This is a genomic window from Mesorhizobium sp. CA6 (genome assembly GCF_020165035.1).
In the GTDB taxonomy this organism is placed as follows: domain Bacteria; phylum Pseudomonadota; class Alphaproteobacteria; order Rhizobiales; family Rhizobiaceae; genus Mesorhizobium.
Genome location: NZ_JAIUHI010000026.1, coordinates 38,321 through 60,780 on the forward strand (window position 1 = coordinate 38,321; position 22,460 = coordinate 60,780).

Genomic DNA, 22,460 nt, shown 5'->3' on the forward strand with positions numbered 1-22,460 from the left:
ATATGTCCAAGTCAGCATCGAAGGTCATGACGGTCCGGACAGCATCCGGTATCGCAAGGATCCGTCGGCAGGTGGTCCCGGCATTGGCGGTCATGCTTGCCGCGTCGCTCGCAGGTTGCGCCAATCGCGACAGCGTGACCGTCGGGTCGATCCCGGACGACTACCGCACGACCCATCCGATCGTCATTGCCGAGAAGAACCAGAAGATTGACCTGCCGGTCGGCGCCGGTGATCGCGGCATGACCGGTGCGCAGCGCGATACGCTGCTCGGTTTTCTCGACCGCTACGACAAGAGCGCCGCGCCGGCGCTGACGATCGCGATGCCGGCCGGGTCCGCCAATGAGCTTGCCGCCCGTGCCGCCGGTCGCGATTTTGCCAGGCTCGCCATGGCAGCAGGCGTCAAGCGCAACCGTATCGTCATGACATCCTATCAGTCGGCGGTGCCGGAGGCGTCAGCGCCGGTGCGCGTCGCCTTCGTCGCAGTGAGGGCCCAGACCGACAAATGCGGGCGTTGGCCCGAGGACATCCTGGAGACGTCGCAGAACAAGCACTACGCCGACTTCGGCTGCTCCTATCAGAACAACCTCGCGGCTCAAATCGCCAATCCCAACGATCTGATCGGGCCGCGCAAACAGTCCGACATCGACGCCGAAAATCGCGGCGCGGTGATCGACAGGTACCGCGAGAGGGGCATCTCGGACGAGTTCCTCGGCAATTCGGAAGTAACCTACTAAGCTGCGCCGGACGACGAAGAAAGCAGTCACGGAAAGAGCATGACGATGAGCAATCTTGCCTACGACACGCCCGCGGAAACCGGCGACCTTTCGCAGCAGGACATCGCCGCCATGCAGGCGCTGCGCCCCGTGCCGCGCATTTCGATCCAGGCCTTCTGCGAGACCGAGGGGGTCGCCAACCCCGTCGAGCGCGCCGGCGAGGATCGCCGGATGGCCAAGGCCCATCTCAAGGTTCATATGGGCGGCATCCCGACCGCGATCGAATTCTACCAGTCCGCGCCGACACCGAACCTGATCCTGCTGGAATCGCGCAGCGAACCGCAGCAGCTGCTTGAACAGCTCGGCCACCTCTCGGAATATTGTGATCCGTCCTCCAAGGTCGTGGTTATCGGCCACTACAACGATGTCGGGCTCTACCGCGAGCTGATCCGTTCGGGCATTTCCGAATATGTCATCGCGCCGGTCTCGATGACAGACATCGTCAGTGTCGTGTCGTCGATCTTCGTCGATCCGGATTCGGAGCCGATCGGCCGCTCGATCGCGTTCATCGGCGCCAAGGGCGGCGTCGGCTCCTCGACCATCGCTCACAATGTCGCCTGGGCGATGTCTTCCCTGTTCAAGTCCGAGGTCGTCATCGCCGATCTCGATCTCGCCTTCGGCACCGCCAACATCAATTTCGATCAGGATCCGGCGCAAGGCATCGCCGAGGCGGTGTTTTCACCGGAGCGGGTCGACGAGGTCTATCTGGACCGTCTGCTTGCGCAATGCGCCGAGCATCTGTCGTTGCTCGCGGCTCCCTCCACGCTCGAGCGCGTCTACGATTTCGAGTCCGAGGCCTTCGCGCAGATCATAGAGACAGCGCAGCGCAGCGCGCCTCTGCTGGTCCTCGATGTCCCGCACGTCTGGAGCGGGTGGACCAAGAGCACGCTGATCAAGGCGGACGAGATCGTCATCACGGCCACGCCAGAGCTCGCAAATCTTCGCAACACTAAAAACATGGTGGACATGCTGAAGCGGCTGCGTCCGAACGATCCGCCGCCGAAGCTGATCATCAACCAGGCGGGCGTGCCGAAACGGCCCGAGATCGCGGCGTCCGATTTCGCCGAACCGCTCGGCATCACGCCGATGGCGGTGATCAACTTCGAACCGCTGCTGTTCGGCAATGCCGCCAACAACGGCCGCATGCTCTCCGAGATGGACGCCAAGAGCCCGGTCGTGACCACCATCAATGAAATAGCGCATGTGCTGACCGGACGCAGCGAAATCAAGACAAGGAAGAAAGCAGGCCTGGGCTCGATCCTCGGCAAGCTCTCGCGCAACAAAAAGTGACGCTGATTTGAGCGGCATCGGGTAGTCGATCATGTTTGGTAAAAGAGGCAAAGACGACGGCGGCCGGGCAACGCCCGAATTCCGTCCGCCGGCATCCGCTCCCGCCGCCGCTCCAACCGGGACGATGACGGCCGAACGACCGGTCGCGCCGCCGTCCGGCACGCCGGCCACGCCGCCGGCGCGCCGGCCCGTCGAGGCGCCGCCTATGGCGCCGGAGCCGCCAAGAAGGGTCCAGCGCGAGCGCTCCGAGACCTATTACGATACCAAAAGCCAGGTGTTTTCGGCGCTCATCGACACGATCGACCTGTCGCAGCTCGCCAAGCTCGATCCCGAAAGCGCGCGCGAGGAAATCCGCGACATCGTAAACGACATCATCGCGATCAAGAACTTCGCGATGTCGATCTCCGAGCAGGAAGAGCTGCTCGAGGACATCTGCAACGACGTTCTGGGCTATGGACCGCTGGAGCCGTTGCTTGCCCGCGACGACATAGCCGACATCATGGTCAACGGCTCCAAGAACGTCTACATCGAAGTCAACGGCAAGGTCGAACAGACCGGCGTCCGTTTCCGCGACAACCAGCAGCTGCTCAACATCTGCCAGCGCATCGTCAGCCAGGTCGGCCGCCGCGTCGACGAATCGAGCCCGATCTGCGACGCTCGCCTGCCCGACGGCTCGCGCGTCAACGTCATCGCGCCGCCGCTGTCGATCGACGGCACCGCGCTCACCATCCGCAAGTTCAAGAAGGACAAGCTGACGCTGGACCAGCTGGTCAAGTTCGGCGCCATCTCGCCGCAAGGCGCGGAAATCCTCAAGATCATAGGCCGCGTCCGCTGCAACGTCGTCATCTCGGGCGGCACGGGCTCCGGCAAGACGACGCTGCTCAACTGTCTGACCAACTATATCGACCGCGAGGAGCGCGTCATCACCTGCGAGGATTCGGCGGAACTGCAGCTGCAGCAGCCGCATGTGGTCCGTCTCGAAACCCGGCCGCCCAATCTGGAGGGCGAGGGCGAGGTGACCATGCGCGACCTGGTCAAGAACTGCCTGCGCATGCGGCCGGAGCGGATCATCGTCGGCGAAGTGCGCGGACCGGAGGTATTCGACCTGCTGCAGGCGATGAATACCGGTCACGACGGCTCGATGGGGACGATCCACTCGAACAGCCCGCGCGAATGCCTCAATCGTATCGAATCGATGATCGCCATGGGCGGCTATTCCCTGCCGCAGCGGACGGTGCGCGAGATCGTCGTCGGCTCGATCGACGTGATCATCCAGGCGGCTCGCCTGCGCGATGGCTCACGCCGCATCACCCACATCACCGAGGTGGTCGGCATGGAAGGCGACGTCATCATCACCCAGGACCTTGTGCTCTACAACATCAAGGGTGAAGACGCCGGCGGCCGGCTGGTCGGCGAGCATGTGTCGACAGGCATCGGCCGCCCGCATTTCTGGGACCGCGCCCGCTATTATGGCGAGGAGCAGCGCCTCGCCAATGCGCTCGAGGCGATGGAGAAACGCGCTGACTGATGCATCTGGAGGTTGGAAGCAATTCCAGGAAAGGCGTGATGCGGTCGAGTTCGGTGACTTCGCCGTAACTTTCCGTCCGCAATTGCGTCAAGGCAAAGAGACAGGACGGTTCGCCGTTTCCTTGGAACGGCGAAATGCCCTAGGGACCCCGGTCGATGTTCGGAATTGACACCACCGTACTGGCTTTCATCGTGCTTGCCGGCTTCAGCGCCGGCGCGGTGGCCTATGCTTTCCTGTTCACGCGCATCGACAACGAGAAGCAGGCCGGCAAACGGCTTCAGACCATCAAGACAGCCGAGACGGACCGGTCGGTGGTGAAAGCGACGCGCGACCGCGCCGCGGAGGCGGTCAAGCGGCGAAAAAATGTTCAGGACACGCTGAAGCAGCTCGACGAGAAGCAGAAGGCCAATGATCGCAACGTCAAGAAACCGCCGCTGAAGGTTCAGATCCGCCAAGCCGGCATGCAGGTTCCGATCGAGCGTTTCTATATCTATTCCGCTGTCTGCGGGATCATCCTGACGGCCGTTCTCTTTTTCCTCGGCGCGCCTCTATGGGCGCTGCCCGGTGCCCTGCTGGTGGGCGGCCTCGGCCTGCCGCGCTGGTTCGTGTCGTTTCGCCGCACACGTCGCACCAAGGCCTTCCTGGAAGAATTTCCGAACGCGCTCGACATCATCGTGCGCGCGGTCAAGTCCGGCCTGCCGCTCAACGATGCGATCCGCCTGATCGCCAACGAATCGCCCGAACCGGTCCGGTCCGAGTTCCGCCGCATCGTCGATTCCCAGCAGATGGGCATGTCGGTGCCCGACGCCGCCATGCGCATGCCCGAGACGATGCCGTGCAGCGAAGCCGGCTTCTTCGGCATCGTCATCCAGATTCAGTCGCAGGCCGGCGGCAACCTGTCCGAGGCGCTGGGCAACCTTTCGCGCGTCCTGCGCGACCGCAAGAAGATGAAGGCCAAGGTCCAGGCGCTGTCGATGGAAGCCAAGGCATCGGCCGTCATCATCGGCGCCTTGCCCTTCGTCGTCGCCTTCCTCGTCTATCTGTCGAGCCCGAACTACATCATGCCGCTGTTCACCACCAACGTCGGCAACCTGATCCTCGGCTGCTCGGGTGTGTGGATGTCGATCGGCATCCTGGTGATGCGCAAGATGATGAACTTCGAAGTGTAGGGGCGCGGATCCGGTGACAGAGCAGGTCGTCAAAACACTCACCGACCCTTCTTTCCTGATCGCGATGCTGGTCGGCATCGCCGTGTTCGCGACCGTCTTCACGCTCATGCCGGCGTTCGGCGGCACGTCGCTCAAGTCGCGTATGAAAAGCGTGGCGCTCGAACGCGACAAAATGCGCGCCGAGCAGCGTGCGCGGCTGGCCAACGAGGCCGACCGCCGCCGCAAGGGCCTGCGGGAGGAACAGTCCATCGGCATGCGCAACATCGTCGACCGCCTGGATCTCAGGCGCGCGCTTGCCGATGAAAGCACGATCCAGAAGCTCAAGGTCGCGGGCTTCCGCGGCCAGAACCCGCTGACGCGCTTCCTCTTTTTCCGCCTGGTCCTGCCATTCGTCGGTTTTGCCTTGGCGGCCATCTATCTGTTCATGCTCGGCGGCCTGCCGCAGCAGCCGGCCTTCATCAAGCTGTTCGTCTGTGTCGTTGTCGCCTATGGCGGCTTCTACGCGCCGATCCTCTACGTCAACAACCGCGCGACCAAGCGCAAGCAGTCGATCCAGCTGGCGTGGCCGGATGCGCTCGACCTGATGCTGATCTGCGTGGAATCCGGCATGTCGGTGGAAGCGGCCCTGCGCAGGGTTGCCGACGAGATCGGCGCGCAGTCGGTGGCGCTTGCCGAGGAATTCGTGCTCACCAATGCGGAGCTGTCCTATCTGCAGGACCGCAAGAACGCCTATGAGAACCTGGCAAGCCGCACCGGCCTGGAATCGGTAAAGTCGGTGTCCCAGGCCCTGGTCCAGGCCGAACGCTACGGCACGCCGGTGGCGCACGCGCTACGCGTGCTCGCCTCGGAAAGCCGCGACATGCGCATGAACGCCGCCGAGAAGAAGGCCGCGGCACTTCCGCCGAAGCTTACCGTGCCGATGATCCTGTTCTTCCTGCCGGTTCTGTTCGCCATCATTCTGGGACCGGCCGGCATCCAGGTCAGCCAGCGCGGCATCTTCGGCGACCAGCACAGCTCCTCGAGCCAGTAAAGCTTCCAGGAAAAGTGTCGAGCGGTTTTCCGTCCGGAATTGCGTAAAAACAAAGAGGTAGGGCCGTTCGCTTCAAATCAAAAAGCCGCGCGGGATCCGCGCGGCTTTTTTGATTTCAACGGTGGTCGATTTGGCAATGCCGTCCGCGGTCAGTTCGTGGCGACCTTCGCCTTGTTCTTGTCCTGATCCTTCAATTGGCTCCAGGCGTTCTGCTGGGCAAGCATCTGGCGCAGGTAGGCGACGTTGGCCTGCGCCTGTTCGGGCGACAGTTCCTGCGAGGCGATCTTTTCGGCTTCGTCGAAGCGGCCCTGCAGACCGACAACCAGCGCGAGGTTCTGCCGCACCCTGCTGTCGGCGCCGGGCTGCTGCGCGGCCGAGCGCATATAGGTTTCTGCCGTGCGCAGGTCGCCTTCGAGCACATAGGACATGCCGAGATTGGACAGCACCGAAGGCTCGTTCGGCTTCAGTTCCAGCGCCTTGCGATAGTCTTGCCGCGCTTCGTCTTTCTGTCCCATCTGGTCGAGAATGGCGGCTTCCGCCGACACCAGCTTCCAGTCCGGATATTCGGGCGTCTGCGCGCGCCGCACGGCATCGAGGGCCGGTTCGAACTGGCCGTTGGCGGCGAGCGCCTTGCCATAGGCCGCAAGCACCTCGCGATCCTTGGGATAGGCGATCGCCAGCTTGCGCATCACCGCCAGAGACTGGTCGGCATCGCCATCCATCTGCAGTGCCGCCGCGAAATTCATCGCGATGCGCTTGTCGCCCGGATTGCGGGCATAGGACTGGCCGAGCCTGGACGTGGCGGTACGCAATTCGCCGGACGACATCGTTTCCAGCGGCCTGTTGTCGGAGCGGGAGATGGAGCCCGTGGTGAACTTGCTGGTGCTGCCGCAACCCGCCACGCTGGCCGCCAGCGCCGCCATGAAAGCCGTGGTGATCAGACGCTTGGCTGTAAGGTTCAACGCTTCGGTCGGCATCGCCCGGTCTCCATTCCTGTGCGGCCATTGGCTGGCCGTCTTCCCTCCGGCAGAAATATTCTGTTAACCCTAACGGACCGTTAAGAAGCGCCGACTCGGACGGTTCGGCCGGAGATCATCGCATGCCTGTCGAACTCGTTGAGCAGAAGCCGGAAGCCGCCTTGCCTGTTTATCTGGTGGCGAAGGACGCCCTTGAAGCCGCGGCACTGCCGCCCTCCGCCATCGCCTGGGCAAGAGCCAACGGTTTTTCCGGCGAAGCAGGGCGCACGCTGGTCTTGCCGGGCGAGGGTGGCGGCCTTGCCGGCGCGTTGTTCGGCACAGGCGATGGCGAGAGCGTTCTTGCCCTCGGCGCGCTCGCAAGGGCGTTGCCGGAGGGCGACTGGCATTTCGCGTCGCGCCCGGCGCAACCCGATCTCGCGGCGCTCGCGCTTGTCCTCGGCGGCTATGTCTTTACTCGCTACGGCAAGAAGCCCGGCAAGGCTTTGCGCTTCGCGCTTCCGGAGGGCGCCGACGCGGCGCATCTCCGCCGCATCGCCGACAGCGTGTTCCTGACACGCGACCTCGTCAACACGCCGACCAGCGACCTCGGTCCGGTCGAACTGGAAGAAGCCGCCCGAAAACTGGCGGCCGCCCACGGCGCCGATATCTCGGTGATCCATGGCGACGATCTGCTGATGCGGAATTTCCCGATGATCCACGCCGTCGGCCGGGCCTCCACCGGCGCGCCGCGGCTGATCGACATGAGCTGGGGACGTGCCGACGCGCCTAAGGTGACGCTGGTCGGCAAGGGCGTCTGCTTCGACACCGGCGGCCTCGATATCAAGCCGTCGTCGGGCATGCTTTTGATGAAGAAGGACATGGGCGGCGCCGCCAACGTGCTGGGCCTCGCCGCCATGATCATGGCGGCGAGACTGAATGTCCGGCTGCGCGTGCTGATCCCCGCCGTCGAGAATTCGATCGCCGGCAATGCCTTCCGGCCCGGCGACGTGCTCAGGAGCCGCAAGGGCATCACGGTCGAGATCGGCAACACGGACGCCGAAGGCAGGTTGATCCTGGCCGATGCGCTGGCGCTGGCCGATGAGGAGCAGCCCGCTTTGCTGGTCGACATGGCGACGCTGACCGGAGCCGCCCGCGTCGCGCTGGGGCCCGATCTGCCGCCTTTCTACACCAACGACGAGACGCTTGCCGCCGACCTGGCCGCGGCGTCGGTCGCGGTCGAGGATCCACTGTGGCGCATGCCTTTGTGGCGCCCCTACGATGCAAAGCTTTCCTCGAAGATCGCCGACATCAACAATGTGACGACGGACGGCTTTGCCGGATCGATCACCGCCGCGCTTTTCCTCAAGCGCTTCGTCGAGAAGACCGACAGCTGGGCGCATTTCGACATCTTCGCCTGGAACCCGGCCGACCGACCCTACGGCCTGACCGGCGGCGAAGCGCAAGGCATTCGCGCGCTGGAGCGGATAATTACGCAGCGATTTGCCTAGGCCGAAAGACCAAGGTGGCAGATCGTCACTGAAACGGAACCGAAACAATTTGCCGGCATGCTTGGGCGATGTCGATCTCGATGCGCCCGAGCCAGGCCTTGCGACTGTGGCAGCAGGTGATGCTGGCCCAGGTGCGCGACGGCGAGCCCGATCTCACCATGCGCCAGACGGCTATCCTGTTCACCATCTATCTCGATCCGCCGCCCCATACGGTGCGCGGGCTGGCCGCCAAGCTCAACGTCACCAAGCCGGTCATCACCCGGGCGCTGGACACGATGGGCGCGCTGAAGCTGGTCTCTCGCCACCGCGACGAGCTCGACAAGCGCAACGTGCTGATCCGGCGCACGGTGGAAGGCGCGCTCTTTGTCGAGCGCTTCGGCGATGGTATCGTCGCCCGGGCGCACGAGCTGCCCATCTGACCTCATTGGCCCTATCTGATATGACTGGATTATCGATTTGACCGCCAGGGATGCCCGCCTTCATGCCTTCCGCTCCGACCTTGCCGATGCGAGGCTGAAGGGCGAGGTCGCCGCCGACCGCTTCGTCACCGGCCGCCCGGCGCGGATCACGGCGTCCATCGCCGATCTGCGCAAGGCGCCGCGCCCCGACGCGGGCGTCAACACGCAGGCGCTGTTCGGCGACGACGTGCTCGTTTTCGAGGACGCGGAAGGCTGGGCCTGGGTGCAGGCCGAGCGCGACGGTTATGTCGGCTATGTGGCCGACAATCTGATTGGGGCACGCGAACATGCGCCCACGCATGTCGTCTCCGTGCCGCGCACCTTCCTCTATCCGGGCCCCGATTTGCGTTTCCCGATGAGCGGGCAGCTGTCGATGGGGTCGACCGTGACGGTGACCGGCTCGGCCGAAACGCGCGGCACGCATTATGCGCTGCTGCCCTCCGGCCAGTCGATCGTCGCCCGCCATCTGCGGCCGATCGCCGAGCTGGCCGAGGATTACGTCACGGTCGCCGAAAGCTTCCTCGGCACGCCTTATCTCTGGGGCGGGGTCTCGGGCTTCGGCATCGACTGCTCCGGCCTCGTGCAGTTGGCAATGCGCATGACGGGCAAGGATGTGCTGCGCGACTCCGATATGCAGGCGGCGTCGATCGGCACGCCGTTTGAGCCGGGTCCGGACTATTCAGGTCTCCGGCGCGGTGATCTCGTCTTCTGGAAAGGCCACGTCGCGATCATGACCGACGAAAGAGACATGATCCACGCCAACGGCCACACCATGCTCGTCTCGCGTGAGGGCCTTAAAGAGGCTGTCGACCGCATCGGCTATCTTTATGGCGGTCCGACTGGGTTTCGGAGGCCGTAGCGCCAGCCTCCCCTTCTCCCCTTGTGGGAGAAGGTGGATCGGCGCGCAGCGCCGAGACGGATGAGGGGTGCTGGACGGATCGCTACGTTGAAGAGCTAAGCGTCTTTAGCACCTTTATCTAGTCAGGTCTCGTTTCTTCCAGCACCCCTCATCCGTCTTGCCGCTACGCGGCAATCCACCTTCCCCCACAAGGGGGGAAGGAAGAATCGCGCTGATCCCCTTTTGTTCCGATTTTCCTTGGCGATTGCTTGCTGCCGCGCTACCTCTTGCGCGTGACCGAGCAGCCGCGCCTTGCCGAGCAGAATGCCGCCGTCCTGCTGCCTGAGCCATTCGTCAGATGGTTCGGCGAAAAGGGCTGGTCGCCGCGCGTCCATCAGCTCGAGCTGCTGTCGAAGGCTCAAAGCGGCCAATCGGTGCTGCTGATCGCGCCGACCGGCGCCGGCAAGACATTGGCCGGCTTCCTGCCCTCGCTGACCGAGCTGGCCAGCCGTCCCAAGCGAAAGCCGGGCGAAGCCCGCCGCGGCATCCACACACTCTACATTTCGCCGCTGAAAGCGCTGGCCGTCGACATCGAGCGCAATCTCGGCAAGCCGGTCGAGGAGATCGGCCTGCCTGTCACCATCGAGACGCGCACCGGCGACACGCCTTCGCACAAGCGCCAGCGGCAAAAGCTGGCGCCGCCCGACATCCTGCTCACCACGCCCGAGCAACTCGCCTTGCTGATCGCTTCGAACGACGCAAAGCGCTTCTTCGAGGACCTGCGCTATGTCGTGCTCGACGAATTGCATTCGCTTGTCACCTCGAAGCGCGGCCATCTGCTGGCGCTCGGCCTTGCGCGCTTGCGCGCCTTTGTGCCCGGGTTGCAAACCATAGGCCTGTCGGCCACGGTGGCCGAGCCGGACGAGTTGCGGCGCTGGCTGGTAAGCCAGGCTTCTCCAGGCGCCATGTCCGAGCTCATCGTCGTCACCGGCGGCGCGAAGCCCGAGATATCGATCCTCGACTCGGAAGAGCGGGTGCCCTGGGCCGGTCACTCCGCCCGCTACGCCACGCCTGAGATCTACCGCGAGATCAAGCGGCACAAGACCACGCTGCTGTTCGTCAACACGCGCAGCCAGGCCGAGCTGCTGTTCCAGGAACTATGGCGCGTCAACGAAGACACGCTGCCGATCGCGCTTCATCACGGATCGCTGGATGTCGCCCAGCGCCGCCGCGTCGAGAAGGCCATGGGCGAAAACGCTTTGCGCGCCATCGTCGCTACCTCGACGCTGGATCTCGGCATCGACTGGGGCGATGTGGATCTGGTCGTGCATGTCGGTGCGCCGAAAGGCGCCAGCCGGCTCGCGCAGCGCATCGGCCGTGCCAACCATCGTATGGACGAGCCCTCAAAGGCGATTCTCATCCCGGCCAACCGCTTCGAAGTGCTGGAATGCCGGGCGGCGCTCGATGCCAACTATCTCGGCGCCCAGGACACGCCGCCGCTTGTCAATGGCGGGCTGGACGTCTTGGCTCAACACGTGCTGGGCTGCGCCTGCGGGGCGCCGTTCCATGCCGACACGCTGTTCGATGAAGTAAGGACGGCCGCGCCTTACGCCAGCCTGGACAGGCCGACATTCGACCGGGTTATCGACTTCGTCGCCACCGGCGGCTACGCGCTGAGAAATTACGAGCGCTATGCCCGCATCCGACAGACCAAGGAAGGCTTGTGGCGGGTGTCAAATCCCGCCGTCGCCCAGCAATACAGGCTGAATGTCGGCACCATCATCGAAGTGCCGGCGCTCAATGTGCGCTACGTCCAGGCCGGCAGCAGGGGGACAGCCTCTCGCGGCGGCAGGGTGTTGGGAAAGATCGAGGAAGCATTCCTGGAGACTTTGAGCCACGGCGACACCTTTATGTTCGGTGGCAAGATCCTGCGCTTCGAAGGCATTCGCGAGAACGAGTGCTTCGTCTCGAACGCGCCCGGCAGCGACGCGAAGGTGCCCTATTATGGCGGCGGCAAATTCCCGCTTTCGACCTATCTCGCCGAGCAGGTGCGGGCCATGCTCGACGACCCGCAACGCTGGAAGAAACTGCCTGAGCAGGTCGCTGACTGGTTAAGATTTCAGGCGGACAAGTCCGTTTTGCCGAAACGCGATGATCTGCTGATCGAGACTTTTCCACGCGGCAACCGCTATTACCTCGTCGCCTATCCCTTCGAAGGCAGGCTTGCCCATCAGACGCTGGGCATGCTGCTCACCCGCCGGCTGGATCGGGCGGGCGCGAAGCCAGTCGGTTTCGTGGCCACCGATTACGCGCTGGCCATCTGGTCGCTGGCCGACATGGGCTGGATGTTCAAGAGCAGAAAACCGTCGCTGGCCACGCTATTCGATCAGGACATGCTGGGCGATGATCTCGAAGCCTGGTTCGCCGACAGCTGGCTGCTGAAGCGCACCTTCCGCAACTGCGCGCTGATTTCCGGATTGATCGAGAAGCGCCACCCAGGCAAGGAAAAAAGCGGCCGCCAGGTCACCGTGTCGACAGACCTGATCTATGACGTGTTGCGCAGCCATGAACCCGACCATATTCTGCTGCAGGCCACCCGTACGGATGCCGCGACCGGGTTGCTCGATGTCAGCAGACTTGCCGAGATGCTCTCGCGCATCCGCGGTCGAATCATGCATAAGAACCTTGAGCAGATATCGCCGTTGGCCGTGCCGATCATGCTTGAAATCGGCAAGATGCCGGTGAATGGCGAGGCAGACGAGACGCTGCTGATGGACGCCGCCACGCTCGTCGAAGAGGCCATGGGGCCGGAGATGGCGGACTGAAAGAAGGCCTAAGAGGGGATGAATTTTTCGCTGTCGCGCGCAACGCTGATCGCCGAGGCCGACCCTGTCGGCATCGCCGGCGAGCGCGCGGTCTGCGACCGGCGCGGCGTGCTCTATTTCCCCGATCTGCGGCTGCTCGCGGTCTCCGATCTGCATCTCGAAAAAGGCTCTTCTTTCGCCAGGCGCGGCGCGCTGATCCCGCCTTACGACACCGGGGCCACCCTGCTGCGGCTTCAGGCGGTGATCGCCGACTATCAGCCGCGCATCGTCGTCAGCCTGGGCGATTCCTTCCATGACGGCGGCGGTGCCGAGCGCATGCATCTGAGTTTCCGCGAAAGGCTGGAGGCGATGATGGCCGGCCGCGACTGGTTCTGGGTCGCCGGCAACCACGACCCGGATGCGCCAGCCGACCTGCCGGGCGAGACCGTGCGGGAACTCGCCATCGGCTCGCTGCTCTTCCGTCACGAGCCGTCGAAGGTCCGGGTGGAGGGCGAGATATCAGGCCACCTCCATCCGTGCGCGCGCATCGTTCAGCGCGGGCGCTCGGTCAGGCGGCGCTGCTTTGCCGGCGATGGCGGCCGCATGATCATGCCGGCCTTCGGCGCCTATACCGGCTCGCTCAACGTTCTCGACCGCGCCTATGCCGGCCTGTTCCGGCTGGAGACGCTAATGGCCTATATGCTGGGCGCCGAACGCATTTTTGCTATCTCCGGCTCGATGCTCAGGCCGGGCTGAAACTTACTCCCTGCCGTAATAGAGGGTGACCGTGTGCTTCGCCTCGGCGAAGAACAGCCAGCGCTCGACCAGCATGCCGGCGAGTTGCGCGACGGCTGCAAGCATGGACGCAATTGCGCTTAAGGGCCCTGGCAGGAAGTACGCGATCGCCAGCAGAATGGCTGGCACTGCGAATGCCAGCGCCTGCGTGATCAGCCGCAACTTGGCGCTATGCTTGCGCGCGATGCGGAATCCCATTTCCTTCAGCAGATAGTTCTCTTCCGTGTGCGGCCACTCGATGGAACGCACCGTGCCGCCGGCAAGGCCGGTCGCTGTGTTGGCGGTGGTCGGGATTTCCAGCCGGTCATTGTAGCGCCAAGTCGCAAGCTTCCAGCCCCAGCCGGCGAGCGTGGCAAGCAGAGCCCAGATCGGCATCGCCGTTGAACCCAGCTTGAACCCCTGGAGCAAGGCGTTGGCAAGAACGCTTCCGGTCATCACCGCGAAGATGAGATAGGCCGGCAAAGTATAGCGACTGTGCCACTGCGCGATCGGCTTCAACGAAGCATAGATCATGGCGGTCGTGCAGATTGTCACGACCGCGCCTGCCGCCGCCAGCAGGCCGGCGATCGCTACCCAGCCGCCGCTCCTGCCGAGCAACACCCAGCCGATGCCGAACAGGCCGGCCGGAATGAAGGTGGCGACCGAGGCCACGCCTTCGCGCGACAGCCACGAGCTGCGCCATTGCGAGAAAGCGCGCCAGGCTCGCTCAGGGCGGCCGAGATGGCCGGTCGAGGAGAGCAGGCCTGCAACAACAAGACCGAGCGCCAGCCCCATGCCGACAAGGCCAAGCCAGAAATCGGCCGGGATCACGCCAGATCCGCCAAGCAGGCCGAGCAGCGCGAGCAGGCCGTAGCCTGCCCCGGTGGCGGTGGTGAAGAAGACGACCGAGAAGGCGGGATGCATGGCTAGTTCGAAAGCATGCGGTCGATCCAGCCGAGGAACCCGCCCTCGGCCTTGATCGGCTCCAGCGCCGCCGCGTCGACCTTCGCAGCGCGTTCGCTACGGGCGCGCGGCGGCAGATACCGGTTGGTCGGCTTGTAGCCGAGCTCCGGCATCAGCGCGACGCCGCCACGCTCCTCGACAAGCTGCGAAATCGCCGAGGCCGGATCGCCGAGGTCGCCGAAATGCCGGGCGCTGGTCGGGCAGGCGGCGACGCAGGCGGGCACCCGGTCCTCCTCAGCCAGATTGTCGTTGTAGATCCGATCGACGCAGAGCGTGCATTTCTTCATCACGCCGACATCGGTGTCGAATTCACGCGCGCCGTAAGGACAGGCCCAACTGCACAATTTGCAGCCAATGCACTTGTCTTCGTCGACCAGCACGATGCCGTCCGAGGCGCGCTTATAGGAGGCGCCGGTCGGGCAGACGGTGACGCAGGCCGGCTGCTCGCAATGCAGGCAGGAGCGCGGGAAGTTCACCGTGCGGCTGCCCAATTCCGTCATGTGCTCGTAGCTGTGCACCCGGTTGAACCAGACGCCGTCGACATGCCCGCCATAGGGGTCGATGTCGGTCAGCGGCGCCATATGGCCGCCAGTGTTCCACTCCTTGCAGGCGGTGACGCAGGCTTGGCAGCCGACGCAGGTGTCGAGGTCGATGACGAGGCCGAGTTTCTTATCGGTTTGCGCGGGAAGACAGGTCATTCGGCAGCTTCCCTCTTCATGCGGAATTCCGTGCCGAAGCGAAGCACGTCAGGCGATGGCTCGAAATGCGGTGGCTGTGCAAAACGCTCGAAATGCGGCTCGGTGAAGCCGGCTTCCTCCGCCGCGCATTTGACGATCCGCACGCGCACGTCAAACCACGCGGCCTGTCCGGTGACCGGATCGGAATTCGAGTAGCGCTTGCCGTTGGCGTTCGTCGCCGTCTGGTCGTCGATGATATGGTTGAGCAGGAAACCGCGATTGCTCTCCGCCGCATCGTCCTTCAGGCCCCAGCTGCCGCGCCGCTTGCCGATCGCGTTCCAGGTCCACACCGTGTCCGGGTTCACGCCGTCGACCAGCTTGATCTGGCCCTTCACCCTTCCGTTGAGGCTTTCGATCCACACCCAGTCGTTGTCGGAAAGGCCAAGACCGGTGGCGGTCTGCCTATGCACGAACAGGCGGTTCTGGCTGGTGATCTGCCGCAGCCACGCATTTTGAGAACCCCAGGAATGGTACATGTGCATCGGCCGCTGCGTCAGCGCATGCAGCGGATATTTTTGCAGGTCGACGGTGCTGTCCTCGAAGGGCGCGTACCAGAAGGGCAGCGGGTCCATATAGGCCTCGATGCGCCCGCGCTCGGCGTCCGGCGGCTGCACCTCGCCATGGCCGCGCCCGGCAAGCCTGAACCGCTGCATCGGCTCCGAGTAGAGCTGGAAGACGATAGGCTCGGCCTTGGAAATGAAACTCATTTCGACCGCGAAATCGAGATAGGCGCGGTTGCCCATTTTGTAATAGCGCTGGTCGTCGGAAAAATCGTGGTGCCAGAAGCCGCCATTGTCGATGTAGCGCTGCAGCTGGTTGGGGTTGACGTCGCCCCTGCCGATCGAGCCGCCATTCTCGCCGCGCCAGCCGGCTAAAGGGCCGATGCCGGGCGTGCGCTCGTGGTTGACGATGTAGTCGGCATAGTCGCGGTATTTGGCTGAGCCGTCCTCGTCGACAAAGCCCGGCAGACCAAGCCGCGCGCCGAGCTCGATCAGCACCGACTGGAACGGCCGCACGTCGCGGTCCGGTTGCACCACGGGATGGCGGATGGCGTCGCCCGGACCGTCGGCATGGCTGATCGGCCGGTCGAGCAGGCTGATGCAGTCGTGCCGCTCGAGATAGGTGGTGTCGGGCAGCACCAGATCGGCGAAAGCCACCGTTTCGGAATAATAGGCGTCGGAATAGATGATGAACGGGATCTTGTAGGCGCCCGCCTCGTCCTTGTCGGTCAGCATACGAACGGTCTCGACCGTATTCATCGACGAGTTCCACGCCATGTTCGACATGTACATCATCAGTGTGTCGATCGGATAAGGATCGCCGGCCCAGGCATTGCGGATGACCGAGTGCATCAGCCCGTGCGCGGCCAGGGGTGCTTCCCAGGAATAGGCCTTGTCTATGCGGGTGGGCCGGCCGGCCTCGTCGACGAGAAGATCGTCCGGGCCGCAGACGAAGCCGAGCGGCATGCCGTCCAGCGGCGTCATCGGCCGAACGTTTTTTCCGCATGGCTTCGGCTCCGGCGGCGCCGGGCGCGGGTAGGGCGGCTTGAAGCGGAAACCGCCTGGAACATCGACGGTGCCCAGCAGAACCTGCAGCAGATGGATGGCGCGGCAGGTGTGAAAGCCGTTGGAATGGGCCGAGATGCCGCGCATGGCATGCATCGAGACGGGTCGTCCCTTGATCGTCTCGTGTCGCCGGCCGGCCCAATCGGTCCAGGCGATCGGCAGCTCGATCGGCTGCTCGAAGGCGACATGCGCCAGCTCAGCCGCGATGCGCCGGATCGTGTCGGCGGCAACACCGCAGCGCTCTGCCACTGCGTTCGGCGAGTACGTCTCGTCGAGATAGCGTTCGGCGATGAGCTGGAAGACCGGCACACAACGCCGCCCGCCTGCCTCATAGCTGCCGGTCAGCGCCGGCTTTGCTTCGGGGTCGGCTGCGTTGACCGGCCGCTTCGCCATCCTGTCCCATGCAAGCGGGTTGCCGCCGTCGTCACGAACGAACAACCCGTCATCGGCGGATCCCGGTTCTTGCACGACCAGCACGGGCGCGTTGGTGTAGCGCAGCAGATAGTCGAGATCGACGCGTCCGGCCTTGAGCAGTTCGTGGACGAGCGCCAGCACGAACAGGCCGTCCGTGCCGGGGCGAATGCCGATCCAGTCGTCGGCGATGGCATTGTAGCCGGTGCGGCAGGGATTGATCGAAACCACCTTGGCGCCGCGTGCCTTGAGCTTGCCGAGGCCGATCTTGATTGGGTTGGAATCATGGTCCTCGGCGACGCCGAACAGCATGAAGTATCTGGTGTTGTCCCAGTCGGGCTCGCCGAATTCCCAGAACGAGCCGCCGATCGTATAGAGCCCGCCGGCCGCCATGTTGACCGAACAGAAGCCGCCATGGGCGGCGAAGTTGGGTGTGCCGAATTTTGACGCCCACCAGCCGGTCAGCGATTGCGACTGGTCGCGCCCGGTGAAGAAGGCAAGCTTCCTCGGGTCGGTGCGCCGGATCGCCGACAGCCTCTCGGTGGCGATGGTCAGCGCTTCCTCCCACTCGATCTCGCGGAATTCGCCGGAGCCGCGCGGACCTGTGCGCAGCAACGGCTTCTTCAGCCGCGCCGGGCTGTAATGCTGCATGATGCCGGCGCTGCCCTTGCCGCAGATCACGCCGCGGTTCACCGGATGGTCCTTGTTGCCGTTGATGTAGCGTACCTTGCCGTCCTTGATGTGGACGTCGATGCCGCAGCGGCAGGCGCACATGTAGCAGGTGGTCTTGGCGATGCGGTCGGAGACGCTTGGCGAGGTCTCGACGCCATCGCCCTCCTCCGGCGCTCGGCTGTCCGCCAGCGGCCGTTGCGAGGGGGCGGAATTGGCGCCGCGCGGCTCGGCCCTGCTCATGATCCGCGAACGCTCTTGCCGCTCGCCATCTTGGCCTTCGTCTTGGGGCCGGGGCCGCGCATGTAGTGGAGCTCGGGATGATAGCGCTCACCGGCGAGCTGCCGCTTCAGCCGGCGGCTCCAATGCGCGAATAGGGATTTGAAGCGCCCTGCCATTTCCCGCTCTTGGCCTCTGACGACCAGTTTTTTCCAATTTCCTGTAAAAACTTAGAACAAAGCTATTGATGCGTCTAACAAGCAGCTCTTGTAATTCCGATCGATTTTGCTTCTTAGTTAGCCCATGACACTCGATCAGTTGCGCATCTTCGTCGCTGTCGCCGAGCACGGCCATATGACCAAGGCTGCCGAGCGGCTCGGCATCTCGCAGTCGGCGGCGTCGGCTGCCATTCGCGCGCTCGAAAGCCAGCACGGCGTGCGCCTGTTCAACCGGGTCGGCCGCAACATCGAGCTGGCCCAGACCGGCCACCGCTTCCTGCCGGAGGCGAAGGCGGTTCTGGATCGCGCCGTGGCGGCCCGTGGCGTGCTGGAGGATGTCTCGCAGACCGTCGCCGGCAGCCTGTCGATCGCGGCCAGTCAGACCATCGCCAGCTACTGGTTGCCGCGCCGCCTGGCGTCCTTCCACGAGGCCTATCCTGCCGTGAAGCTCAGCGTGACAATCGGCAACACCAGGCAGGTCGAGACCAATGTGCTGGACGGCAGGGCCGATTTCGGACTGGTCGAGGGCCGCACCGAGTCCGACATCCTGCGCCGCGCCACGGTCGACGAAGACCGTCCGATGCTGGTCGTCGCGCGCGCGCATCCCGAAATCCCGATGACGCGGGCGGGGAACCTCGACATCAGGGCGCTGCGCTGGATCATCAGGGAAGGCGGGTCGGGCACGCGCGAGGCGCTGGAGGATTTCGCGCTTAGCCAGGGAGTCCCGCCGGCCGAGTTGCAGATTTTCCTCGTCCTGCCCAGCAATGAGGCCGTGCGTCAGGCGGTCGAGGCCGGCGCAGGGGCGACGATCATCTCGGAACTGGTGGTCGCGCGCTCCCTGGCGGAAGGCAGCCTCAGGGCCGTGCCGGTCGAATTGCCGAAGCGCGACTTCGCCATGATCACCCACCGCGACCGCCAGGCGAGCCTCGCGCAGATGGCGCTGAAGGCGCATCTGGGTGGAAGGGCCAGCTGAGCCCAGGCGGCATCCGAACTATGTCATTTGGATGCTGATCATTGCGAACGCTCGCGATTAGCCGAAAGCCTCCGAACTTCGTCATCCACGGGCGGAGCGACGCGAAGCGGAGCGTAGGCCCGAGGATCCATTCCGTGACCTTCGACGTGGAATGCAGCGGAGCAGAATTCTGCACCGGAGCAACGCTTCAAAGTCACGGAATGGATCCTCGGGTCTGCGCCGCGTCGCTTCGCTCCTTGCTCCGCCCGTGGATGACGAAGTGACTGGCGTCTTAGTCAAGCTCCAGCCCTCACGCGAATTTCCGCTGCGCATCCAGCGCGAGTCCCAGGCCGACCGAGCCGAACATGTCGCCTTCGATGACCGATGCCTGCGGCACCAGCGCCAGGATCTGCCGTTTCGCCAGCGGGATGGCGGTCGAACCGCCGGTGAGGAACACGGCGGTGATGGCCGAAGCAGGGATGCCGGCGTCGGCGATCGTCTGTTTGACCGTCGCGGCCACGCGTTCGATATCGCTCGCAATGGTCTCCTCGAGGCCGGCGCGCGTGATCTCGGCCGCGAAGCGCGCGCCGGGTAGCGACACCTTCACTTCGGCCGAGGCTTGGTCCGTGAGCGCGATCTTCGCCCTTTCGACCAAGCCCGCCAGCGCATGGCCGTAGCGATGCTCGACGACATGGATGAAGCGGTCGACGAGATCGGCACGCTCGGCCTCATAGCGGATCTGCCTCAGATCCGTCATCGCCTTGGCGGTGTAGACGAGATTGATGCGCTGCCAGGTGGCGAGGTCGATGAAATAGGCGGCCGGCAGATTGCGCTTGTGGTCCTTGGTCCGCGTCAGATAGCCGAGCTCGGGCATGACATGGGCGATGCTGAGCAGCCGGTCGAAATCGGTGCCGCCGATATGGATGCCCCGGTTGGCTAATATGTCGGCCTTGCGGTCGGTCGAGCGGGCGCGCTCCGGCGAGACTCGTACGATCGAGAAATCGGAGGTGCCGCCGCCCATGTCGACGATCAGCGCCAGCTCCTCGCGGGAAACCTTCTGCTCGTAATCGAGCGCCGCCGCGATCGGCTCGAACTGGAAGGCGATGTGCTTGAAGCCTTGCGCGCGCGCCGCCTTTTCCAATTCACCCTGCGCCTTCGCATCGGCAGCCGCGTCGTCGTCGACGAATTGCACGGGCCTGCCCAGCACGACGTTGTCGACCGGACCGCCGGCATCTTCTTCCAGCCGCTTCTTGAGGTGGTCGATGAACAGGCCGACGATGTCGATGAAGCCGATCTGGCGTGCCTTGATGCGCGTCTTCTCGTTGGCAAGCGAGCTGCCAAGCACGCTCTTCAGCGAGCGCATCAGCCGGCCTTCGATGCTGTCGGTGTAGTCGCTGATCGCACGGCGGCCGAAATAGGTGTAGCCGTCCTCAAAGTTGAAGAACACGGCGCTCGGCAGAGTGGGTTGCTCGCCCTCCAGCGCCACCAGCCGCGCCCGGCCGTCGCGGATCACGCCCACGGTGGAATTGGACGTGCCGAAATCGATGCCGCCGAATGCCGATCGCATCGCAGCCTCCTGTCTTTGCTTCATGGCGGCATATCGTCGGCGACGCGTTGCGCGCCGTCATCCGGATTGCCGGACCGCTCTGCCGATCGAAATGTCTGTGCTTGTCCCTAGGCTGGGAGGCGGCGATGTATCGCAAAACCGGGAAAAGGGAAACCCTGTTTTGAACGGAAAACGGGTCTTCCGATTCTTCCCGAAGCATCAATCCTTGCGGAAGATGAGCCGGCCCAGCCAGCCGGTCAGCATGGCCAGCGATATCGCAAACACGCCGTAGAGGAACGAATCGTCATGCGCGACGCGGAAGACCGATTGCTCGAAGCCGGATTTGCGGATTTCGAGCTGGGCCGAGCTTTCCTTGACGAACATCCCGCTCTTGAACAGGAACGCGCGGGCCTTATGGGTTCCGACCGGCACGTTGGGCGCGAGCCGCACGGTAGCGCGAAACAGGTTCTGCGACAGAAATTGCACACCGCCGACATTCTCGCTGTAGAGGCCCGTCGCCGCCTTGCGGTCGCGGAGCGCGGCGGTGAATTCCTCGATCGTTGCCGGACTGTCGGTCTCGTCGGCGGGCTTCATGTAGAGGTTCTGCGCGCCGAGCGAGAGCTGCTTGTATTTGGCAGGCTCGGCTATGTCTTGCAGCGGCCGCGTCGTCGCGACGGAATAGGAAACCGGCACGTTCTCGAACGTCTCCGAGTCCAGGTTGATCCAGACGCCGAGCACCCGGTCCTTGCGCCGGACGACGACCGGCCTTGGCGGCCCTTCAAGCACCACGATCACGTCGTAGCGCCCCTGACGCGCGATCAGCGGGTCGGGATTTTCCAGCGATCCGAAGATCGTGAGGTCGGCGCCTGAGAAACCCGCTGTGATCGAGATGGCGTCGGTTGACAGGCCGATCTGGATGCTTTCGGTGGGCGGCGTCTGCGCTGTTGCCGGGGAAAGGGCAAAGAGCATCGACAACGAGACGGCGGCTGCAAATGCTCGTCGCGCCGCCATCAGTTGAGCCCCGCGGCGGACAGCGAATAGAGATTGGGCGGCGTTACGAAGAGATCGGCGGCAAGGCGGATGGCGACGGCCAGCACCAGCATCGCCAAAAGGGCGCGCAGCTGTTCGCCGCGTAGCCTCTGGCCGGCCTTGGCGCCATATTGCGCGCCGGCGACGCCGCCGGCCATCAGCAGGAAGGCCAGGATCACGTCCACCGTCTGGTTGGTCGTGGCATGCACCAGCGTCGTATAGGCCGAGGTGAAGATGATCTGGAACAGCGAGGTGCCGATGACGACATTGGTCGGCACCTTGAGCAGATAGATCAGCGCCGGCACCATGATGAAGCCGCCGCCGACGCCCATGATCGACGACAGGAAACCTATCCCGGCGCCGAGCCCGAGCACAGGGATAACACTGACGAACAGCTTCGAGGCGCGGAAGCGCATCTTGAACGGCAGCCGGTGGATCCAGTTGTGCTGGCCGGATTTCTTGAGCACGGGCGCGGCGCCGCTGCGGCTGGCTCGCAGCGCGTTGACGCTTTCGAACAGCATCAGCCCGCCGACCGTGCCGAGCAGCACGACGTAGAGCAGCGAGATGAACAGGTCCAGCTGGCCGAGCCGGCGCAAGAGCGCAAAGACGAAGATACCGGCCGTCGAGCCGACAATGCCGCCGGCCAAAAGCACGCCGCCCAGCTTGAAGTCGAGCGTGCCGCGCTTGAAATGTGAAAGCGCGCCGGAGAAGGAGGAGGCGATGACCTGGTTTGCGCCGGTGGCGACGGCGATTGCCGGCGGGATGTTGTAGAAAATCAGAAGCGGCGTGATCAGGAAGCCGCCGCCGACCCCGAACATGCCCGACAGGAAACCCACCGCGGCGCCCATCGCGAGCAGCACGAAGATGTTGACGGAAATTTCCGCGATCGGGAGATAGATGCCCACCCGTCTGTCTCGATCAGTTTGTCTGCCGGCGCACAGTGCCGTCCCCGGACAGTAAAGCACCGAAAAGCCAATTTTTTCTTGCGCCGGGGGGGGGGGGGGGGGGGGGGGGGGGGGGGGG

Annotated in this window: 19 protein-coding genes; 11 read left to right on the plus strand and 8 right to left on the minus strand. The window is 64.2% G+C overall.

Annotated features, from left to right (window positions below; all coding sequences use genetic code 11):
* Positions 1-2: 2 nt before the first annotated feature.
* From LB526_RS27635 to LB526_RS27655, 5 genes are all read left to right on the plus strand, one after another.
* Positions 3-734: a CpaD family pilus assembly protein gene (locus LB526_RS27635; protein WP_095765929.1), complete on the plus strand. Its 732-nt coding sequence runs from the start codon at positions 3-5 to the stop codon at positions 732-734.
* Positions 735-779: 45 nt separating this feature from the next.
* Positions 780-2,063 (plus strand): CpaE family protein, encoded by a 1,284-nt coding sequence (locus LB526_RS27640; RefSeq protein ID WP_176476963.1) that lies wholly within the window; start codon positions 780-782, stop codon positions 2,061-2,063.
* Between the two features lie 31 nt (positions 2,064-2,094).
* Positions 2,095-3,591 (plus strand): CpaF family protein, encoded by a 1,497-nt coding sequence (locus LB526_RS27645; protein ID WP_224523403.1) that lies wholly within the window; start codon positions 2,095-2,097, stop codon positions 3,589-3,591.
* A 155-nt stretch (positions 3,592-3,746) separates the two neighbouring features.
* Positions 3,747-4,760, plus strand: a complete 1,014-nt coding sequence (locus tag LB526_RS27650; protein WP_095765926.1) for a type II secretion system F family protein — start codon at positions 3,747-3,749, stop codon at positions 4,758-4,760.
* 13 nt (positions 4,761-4,773) lie between these two features.
* Entirely contained in the window at positions 4,774-5,790 is a 1,017-nt protein-coding gene (locus LB526_RS27655) for a type II secretion system F family protein (RefSeq protein ID WP_224630432.1), read from the plus strand.
* A gap of 149 nt (positions 5,791-5,939) precedes the next feature.
* Here LB526_RS27655 and LB526_RS27660 read toward each other — a convergent pair whose 3' ends face one another.
* The gene (locus LB526_RS27660; protein ID WP_224630433.1) at positions 5,940-6,767 is read right to left on the minus strand and encodes a tetratricopeptide repeat protein; all 828 of its coding nucleotides are present in this window, start codon (positions 6,765-6,767) and stop codon (positions 5,940-5,942) included.
* Positions 6,768-6,889: 122 nt separating this feature from the next.
* Between LB526_RS27660 and LB526_RS27665 the strand changes: the two genes are divergently transcribed.
* The 5 genes from LB526_RS27665 (at position 6,890) to pdeM (ending at position 13,110) form a co-directional block, all read left to right on the plus strand.
* Positions 6,890-8,254, plus strand: a complete 1,365-nt coding sequence (locus LB526_RS27665; RefSeq protein WP_224630434.1) for a leucyl aminopeptidase family protein — start codon at positions 6,890-6,892, stop codon at positions 8,252-8,254.
* Between the two features lie 68 nt (positions 8,255-8,322).
* Positions 8,323-8,673 (plus strand): MarR family winged helix-turn-helix transcriptional regulator, encoded by a 351-nt coding sequence (locus LB526_RS27670; RefSeq protein WP_040985896.1) that lies wholly within the window; start codon positions 8,323-8,325, stop codon positions 8,671-8,673.
* A 37-nt stretch (positions 8,674-8,710) separates the two neighbouring features.
* Positions 8,711-9,571: an NlpC/P60 family protein gene (locus tag LB526_RS27675; RefSeq protein ID WP_224630435.1), complete on the plus strand. Its 861-nt coding sequence runs from the start codon at positions 8,711-8,713 to the stop codon at positions 9,569-9,571.
* 272 nt (positions 9,572-9,843) lie between these two features.
* The gene (locus tag LB526_RS27680) at positions 9,844-12,375 is read left to right on the plus strand and encodes a ligase-associated DNA damage response DEXH box helicase (RefSeq protein WP_224630442.1); all 2,532 of its coding nucleotides are present in this window, start codon (positions 9,844-9,846) and stop codon (positions 12,373-12,375) included.
* An 18-nt stretch (positions 12,376-12,393) separates the two neighbouring features.
* On the plus strand, positions 12,394-13,110 hold the full coding sequence (gene pdeM, locus LB526_RS27685; protein WP_095765921.1) for a ligase-associated DNA damage response endonuclease PdeM: 717 nt from the start codon (positions 12,394-12,396) through the stop codon (positions 13,108-13,110).
* A gap of 3 nt (positions 13,111-13,113) precedes the next feature.
* On the opposite strand, the gene LB526_RS27690 is transcribed toward pdeM, so the two are convergent.
* From LB526_RS27690 to LB526_RS27705, 4 genes are read right to left on the minus strand one after another with little or no spacing between them, the layout of a single operon-like run.
* The gene (locus LB526_RS27690; protein ID WP_224630436.1) at positions 13,114-14,052 is read right to left on the minus strand and encodes a dimethyl sulfoxide reductase anchor subunit family protein; all 939 of its coding nucleotides are present in this window, start codon (positions 14,050-14,052) and stop codon (positions 13,114-13,116) included.
* A 2-nt stretch (positions 14,053-14,054) separates the two neighbouring features.
* Positions 14,055-14,789: a 4Fe-4S dicluster domain-containing protein gene (locus LB526_RS27695; protein ID WP_224630437.1), complete on the minus strand. Its 735-nt coding sequence runs from the start codon at positions 14,787-14,789 to the stop codon at positions 14,055-14,057.
* A complete protein-coding gene (locus LB526_RS27700) occupies positions 14,786-17,716 on the minus strand; it encodes a molybdopterin oxidoreductase family protein (RefSeq protein ID WP_224630438.1) in 2,931 nt (976 codons plus the stop codon). Before LB526_RS27700 ends, LB526_RS27695 begins: the two co-directional genes overlap by 4 nt.
* Positions 17,713-17,871 (minus strand): hypothetical protein, encoded by a 159-nt coding sequence (locus LB526_RS27705; RefSeq protein WP_224523418.1) that lies wholly within the window; start codon positions 17,869-17,871, stop codon positions 17,713-17,715. Before LB526_RS27705 ends, LB526_RS27700 begins: the two co-directional genes overlap by 4 nt.
* 124 nt (positions 17,872-17,995) lie before the next feature.
* Between LB526_RS27705 and LB526_RS27710 the strand changes: the two genes are divergently transcribed.
* Positions 17,996-18,883 (plus strand): LysR substrate-binding domain-containing protein, encoded by an 888-nt coding sequence (locus LB526_RS27710; protein WP_224523420.1) that lies wholly within the window; start codon positions 17,996-17,998, stop codon positions 18,881-18,883.
* A 289-nt stretch (positions 18,884-19,172) separates the two neighbouring features.
* Here LB526_RS27710 and LB526_RS27715 read toward each other — a convergent pair whose 3' ends face one another.
* From LB526_RS27715 to LB526_RS27725, 3 genes are all read right to left on the minus strand, one after another.
* Positions 19,173-20,429, minus strand: a complete 1,257-nt coding sequence (locus LB526_RS27715; protein ID WP_224630439.1) for an Hsp70 family protein — start codon at positions 20,427-20,429, stop codon at positions 19,173-19,175.
* A gap of 198 nt (positions 20,430-20,627) precedes the next feature.
* The gene (locus LB526_RS27720) at positions 20,628-21,419 is read right to left on the minus strand and encodes a TIGR02186 family protein (protein ID WP_224630440.1); all 792 of its coding nucleotides are present in this window, start codon (positions 21,417-21,419) and stop codon (positions 20,628-20,630) included.
* A complete protein-coding gene (locus LB526_RS27725) occupies positions 21,419-22,342 on the minus strand; it encodes a sulfite exporter TauE/SafE family protein (RefSeq protein ID WP_095765915.1) in 924 nt (307 codons plus the stop codon). The genes LB526_RS27720 and LB526_RS27725 overlap by 1 nt, the downstream gene beginning before the upstream one ends.
* Positions 22,343-22,460: the final 118 nt, after the last annotated feature.

Excerpts from the sequence above, each read along its gene's own strand:
- LB526_RS27700 (WP_224630438.1), bottom strand. The coding sequence starts at position 17,716 with ATGAGCAGGGCCGAGCCGCGCGGCGCCAATTCCGCCCCCTCGCAACGG.
- LB526_RS27715 (WP_224630439.1), bottom strand. The coding sequence starts at position 20,429 with ATGCGATCGGCATTCGGCGGCATCGATTTCGGCACGTCCAATTCCACC.
- LB526_RS27640 (WP_176476963.1), top strand. The coding sequence starts at position 780 with ATGAGCAATCTTGCCTACGACACGCCCGCGGAAACCGGCGACCTTTCG.
- LB526_RS27660 (WP_224630433.1), bottom strand. The coding sequence starts at position 6,767 with ATGCCGACCGAAGCGTTGAACCTTACAGCCAAGCGTCTGATCACCACG.
- pdeM (WP_095765921.1), top strand. The coding sequence starts at position 12,394 with ATGAATTTTTCGCTGTCGCGCGCAACGCTGATCGCCGAGGCCGACCCT.
- LB526_RS27650 (WP_095765926.1), top strand. The coding sequence starts at position 3,747 with ATGTTCGGAATTGACACCACCGTACTGGCTTTCATCGTGCTTGCCGGC.
- LB526_RS27670 (WP_040985896.1), top strand. The coding sequence starts at position 8,323 with ATGTCGATCTCGATGCGCCCGAGCCAGGCCTTGCGACTGTGGCAGCAG.
- LB526_RS27690 (WP_224630436.1), bottom strand. The coding sequence starts at position 14,052 with ATGCATCCCGCCTTCTCGGTCGTCTTCTTCACCACCGCCACCGGGGCA.
- LB526_RS27635 (WP_095765929.1), top strand. The coding sequence starts at position 3 with ATGTCCAAGTCAGCATCGAAGGTCATGACGGTCCGGACAGCATCCGGT.
- LB526_RS27695 (WP_224630437.1), bottom strand. The coding sequence starts at position 14,789 with ATGACCTGTCTTCCCGCGCAAACCGATAAGAAACTCGGCCTCGTCATC.
- LB526_RS27705 (WP_224523418.1), bottom strand. The coding sequence starts at position 17,871 with ATGGCAGGGCGCTTCAAATCCCTATTCGCGCATTGGAGCCGCCGGCTG.
- LB526_RS27645 (WP_224523403.1), top strand. The coding sequence starts at position 2,095 with ATGTTTGGTAAAAGAGGCAAAGACGACGGCGGCCGGGCAACGCCCGAA.
- LB526_RS27665 (WP_224630434.1), top strand. The coding sequence starts at position 6,890 with ATGCCTGTCGAACTCGTTGAGCAGAAGCCGGAAGCCGCCTTGCCTGTT.
- LB526_RS27720 (WP_224630440.1), bottom strand. The coding sequence starts at position 21,419 with ATGGCGGCGCGACGAGCATTTGCAGCCGCCGTCTCGTTGTCGATGCTC.
- LB526_RS27710 (WP_224523420.1), top strand. The coding sequence starts at position 17,996 with ATGACACTCGATCAGTTGCGCATCTTCGTCGCTGTCGCCGAGCACGGC.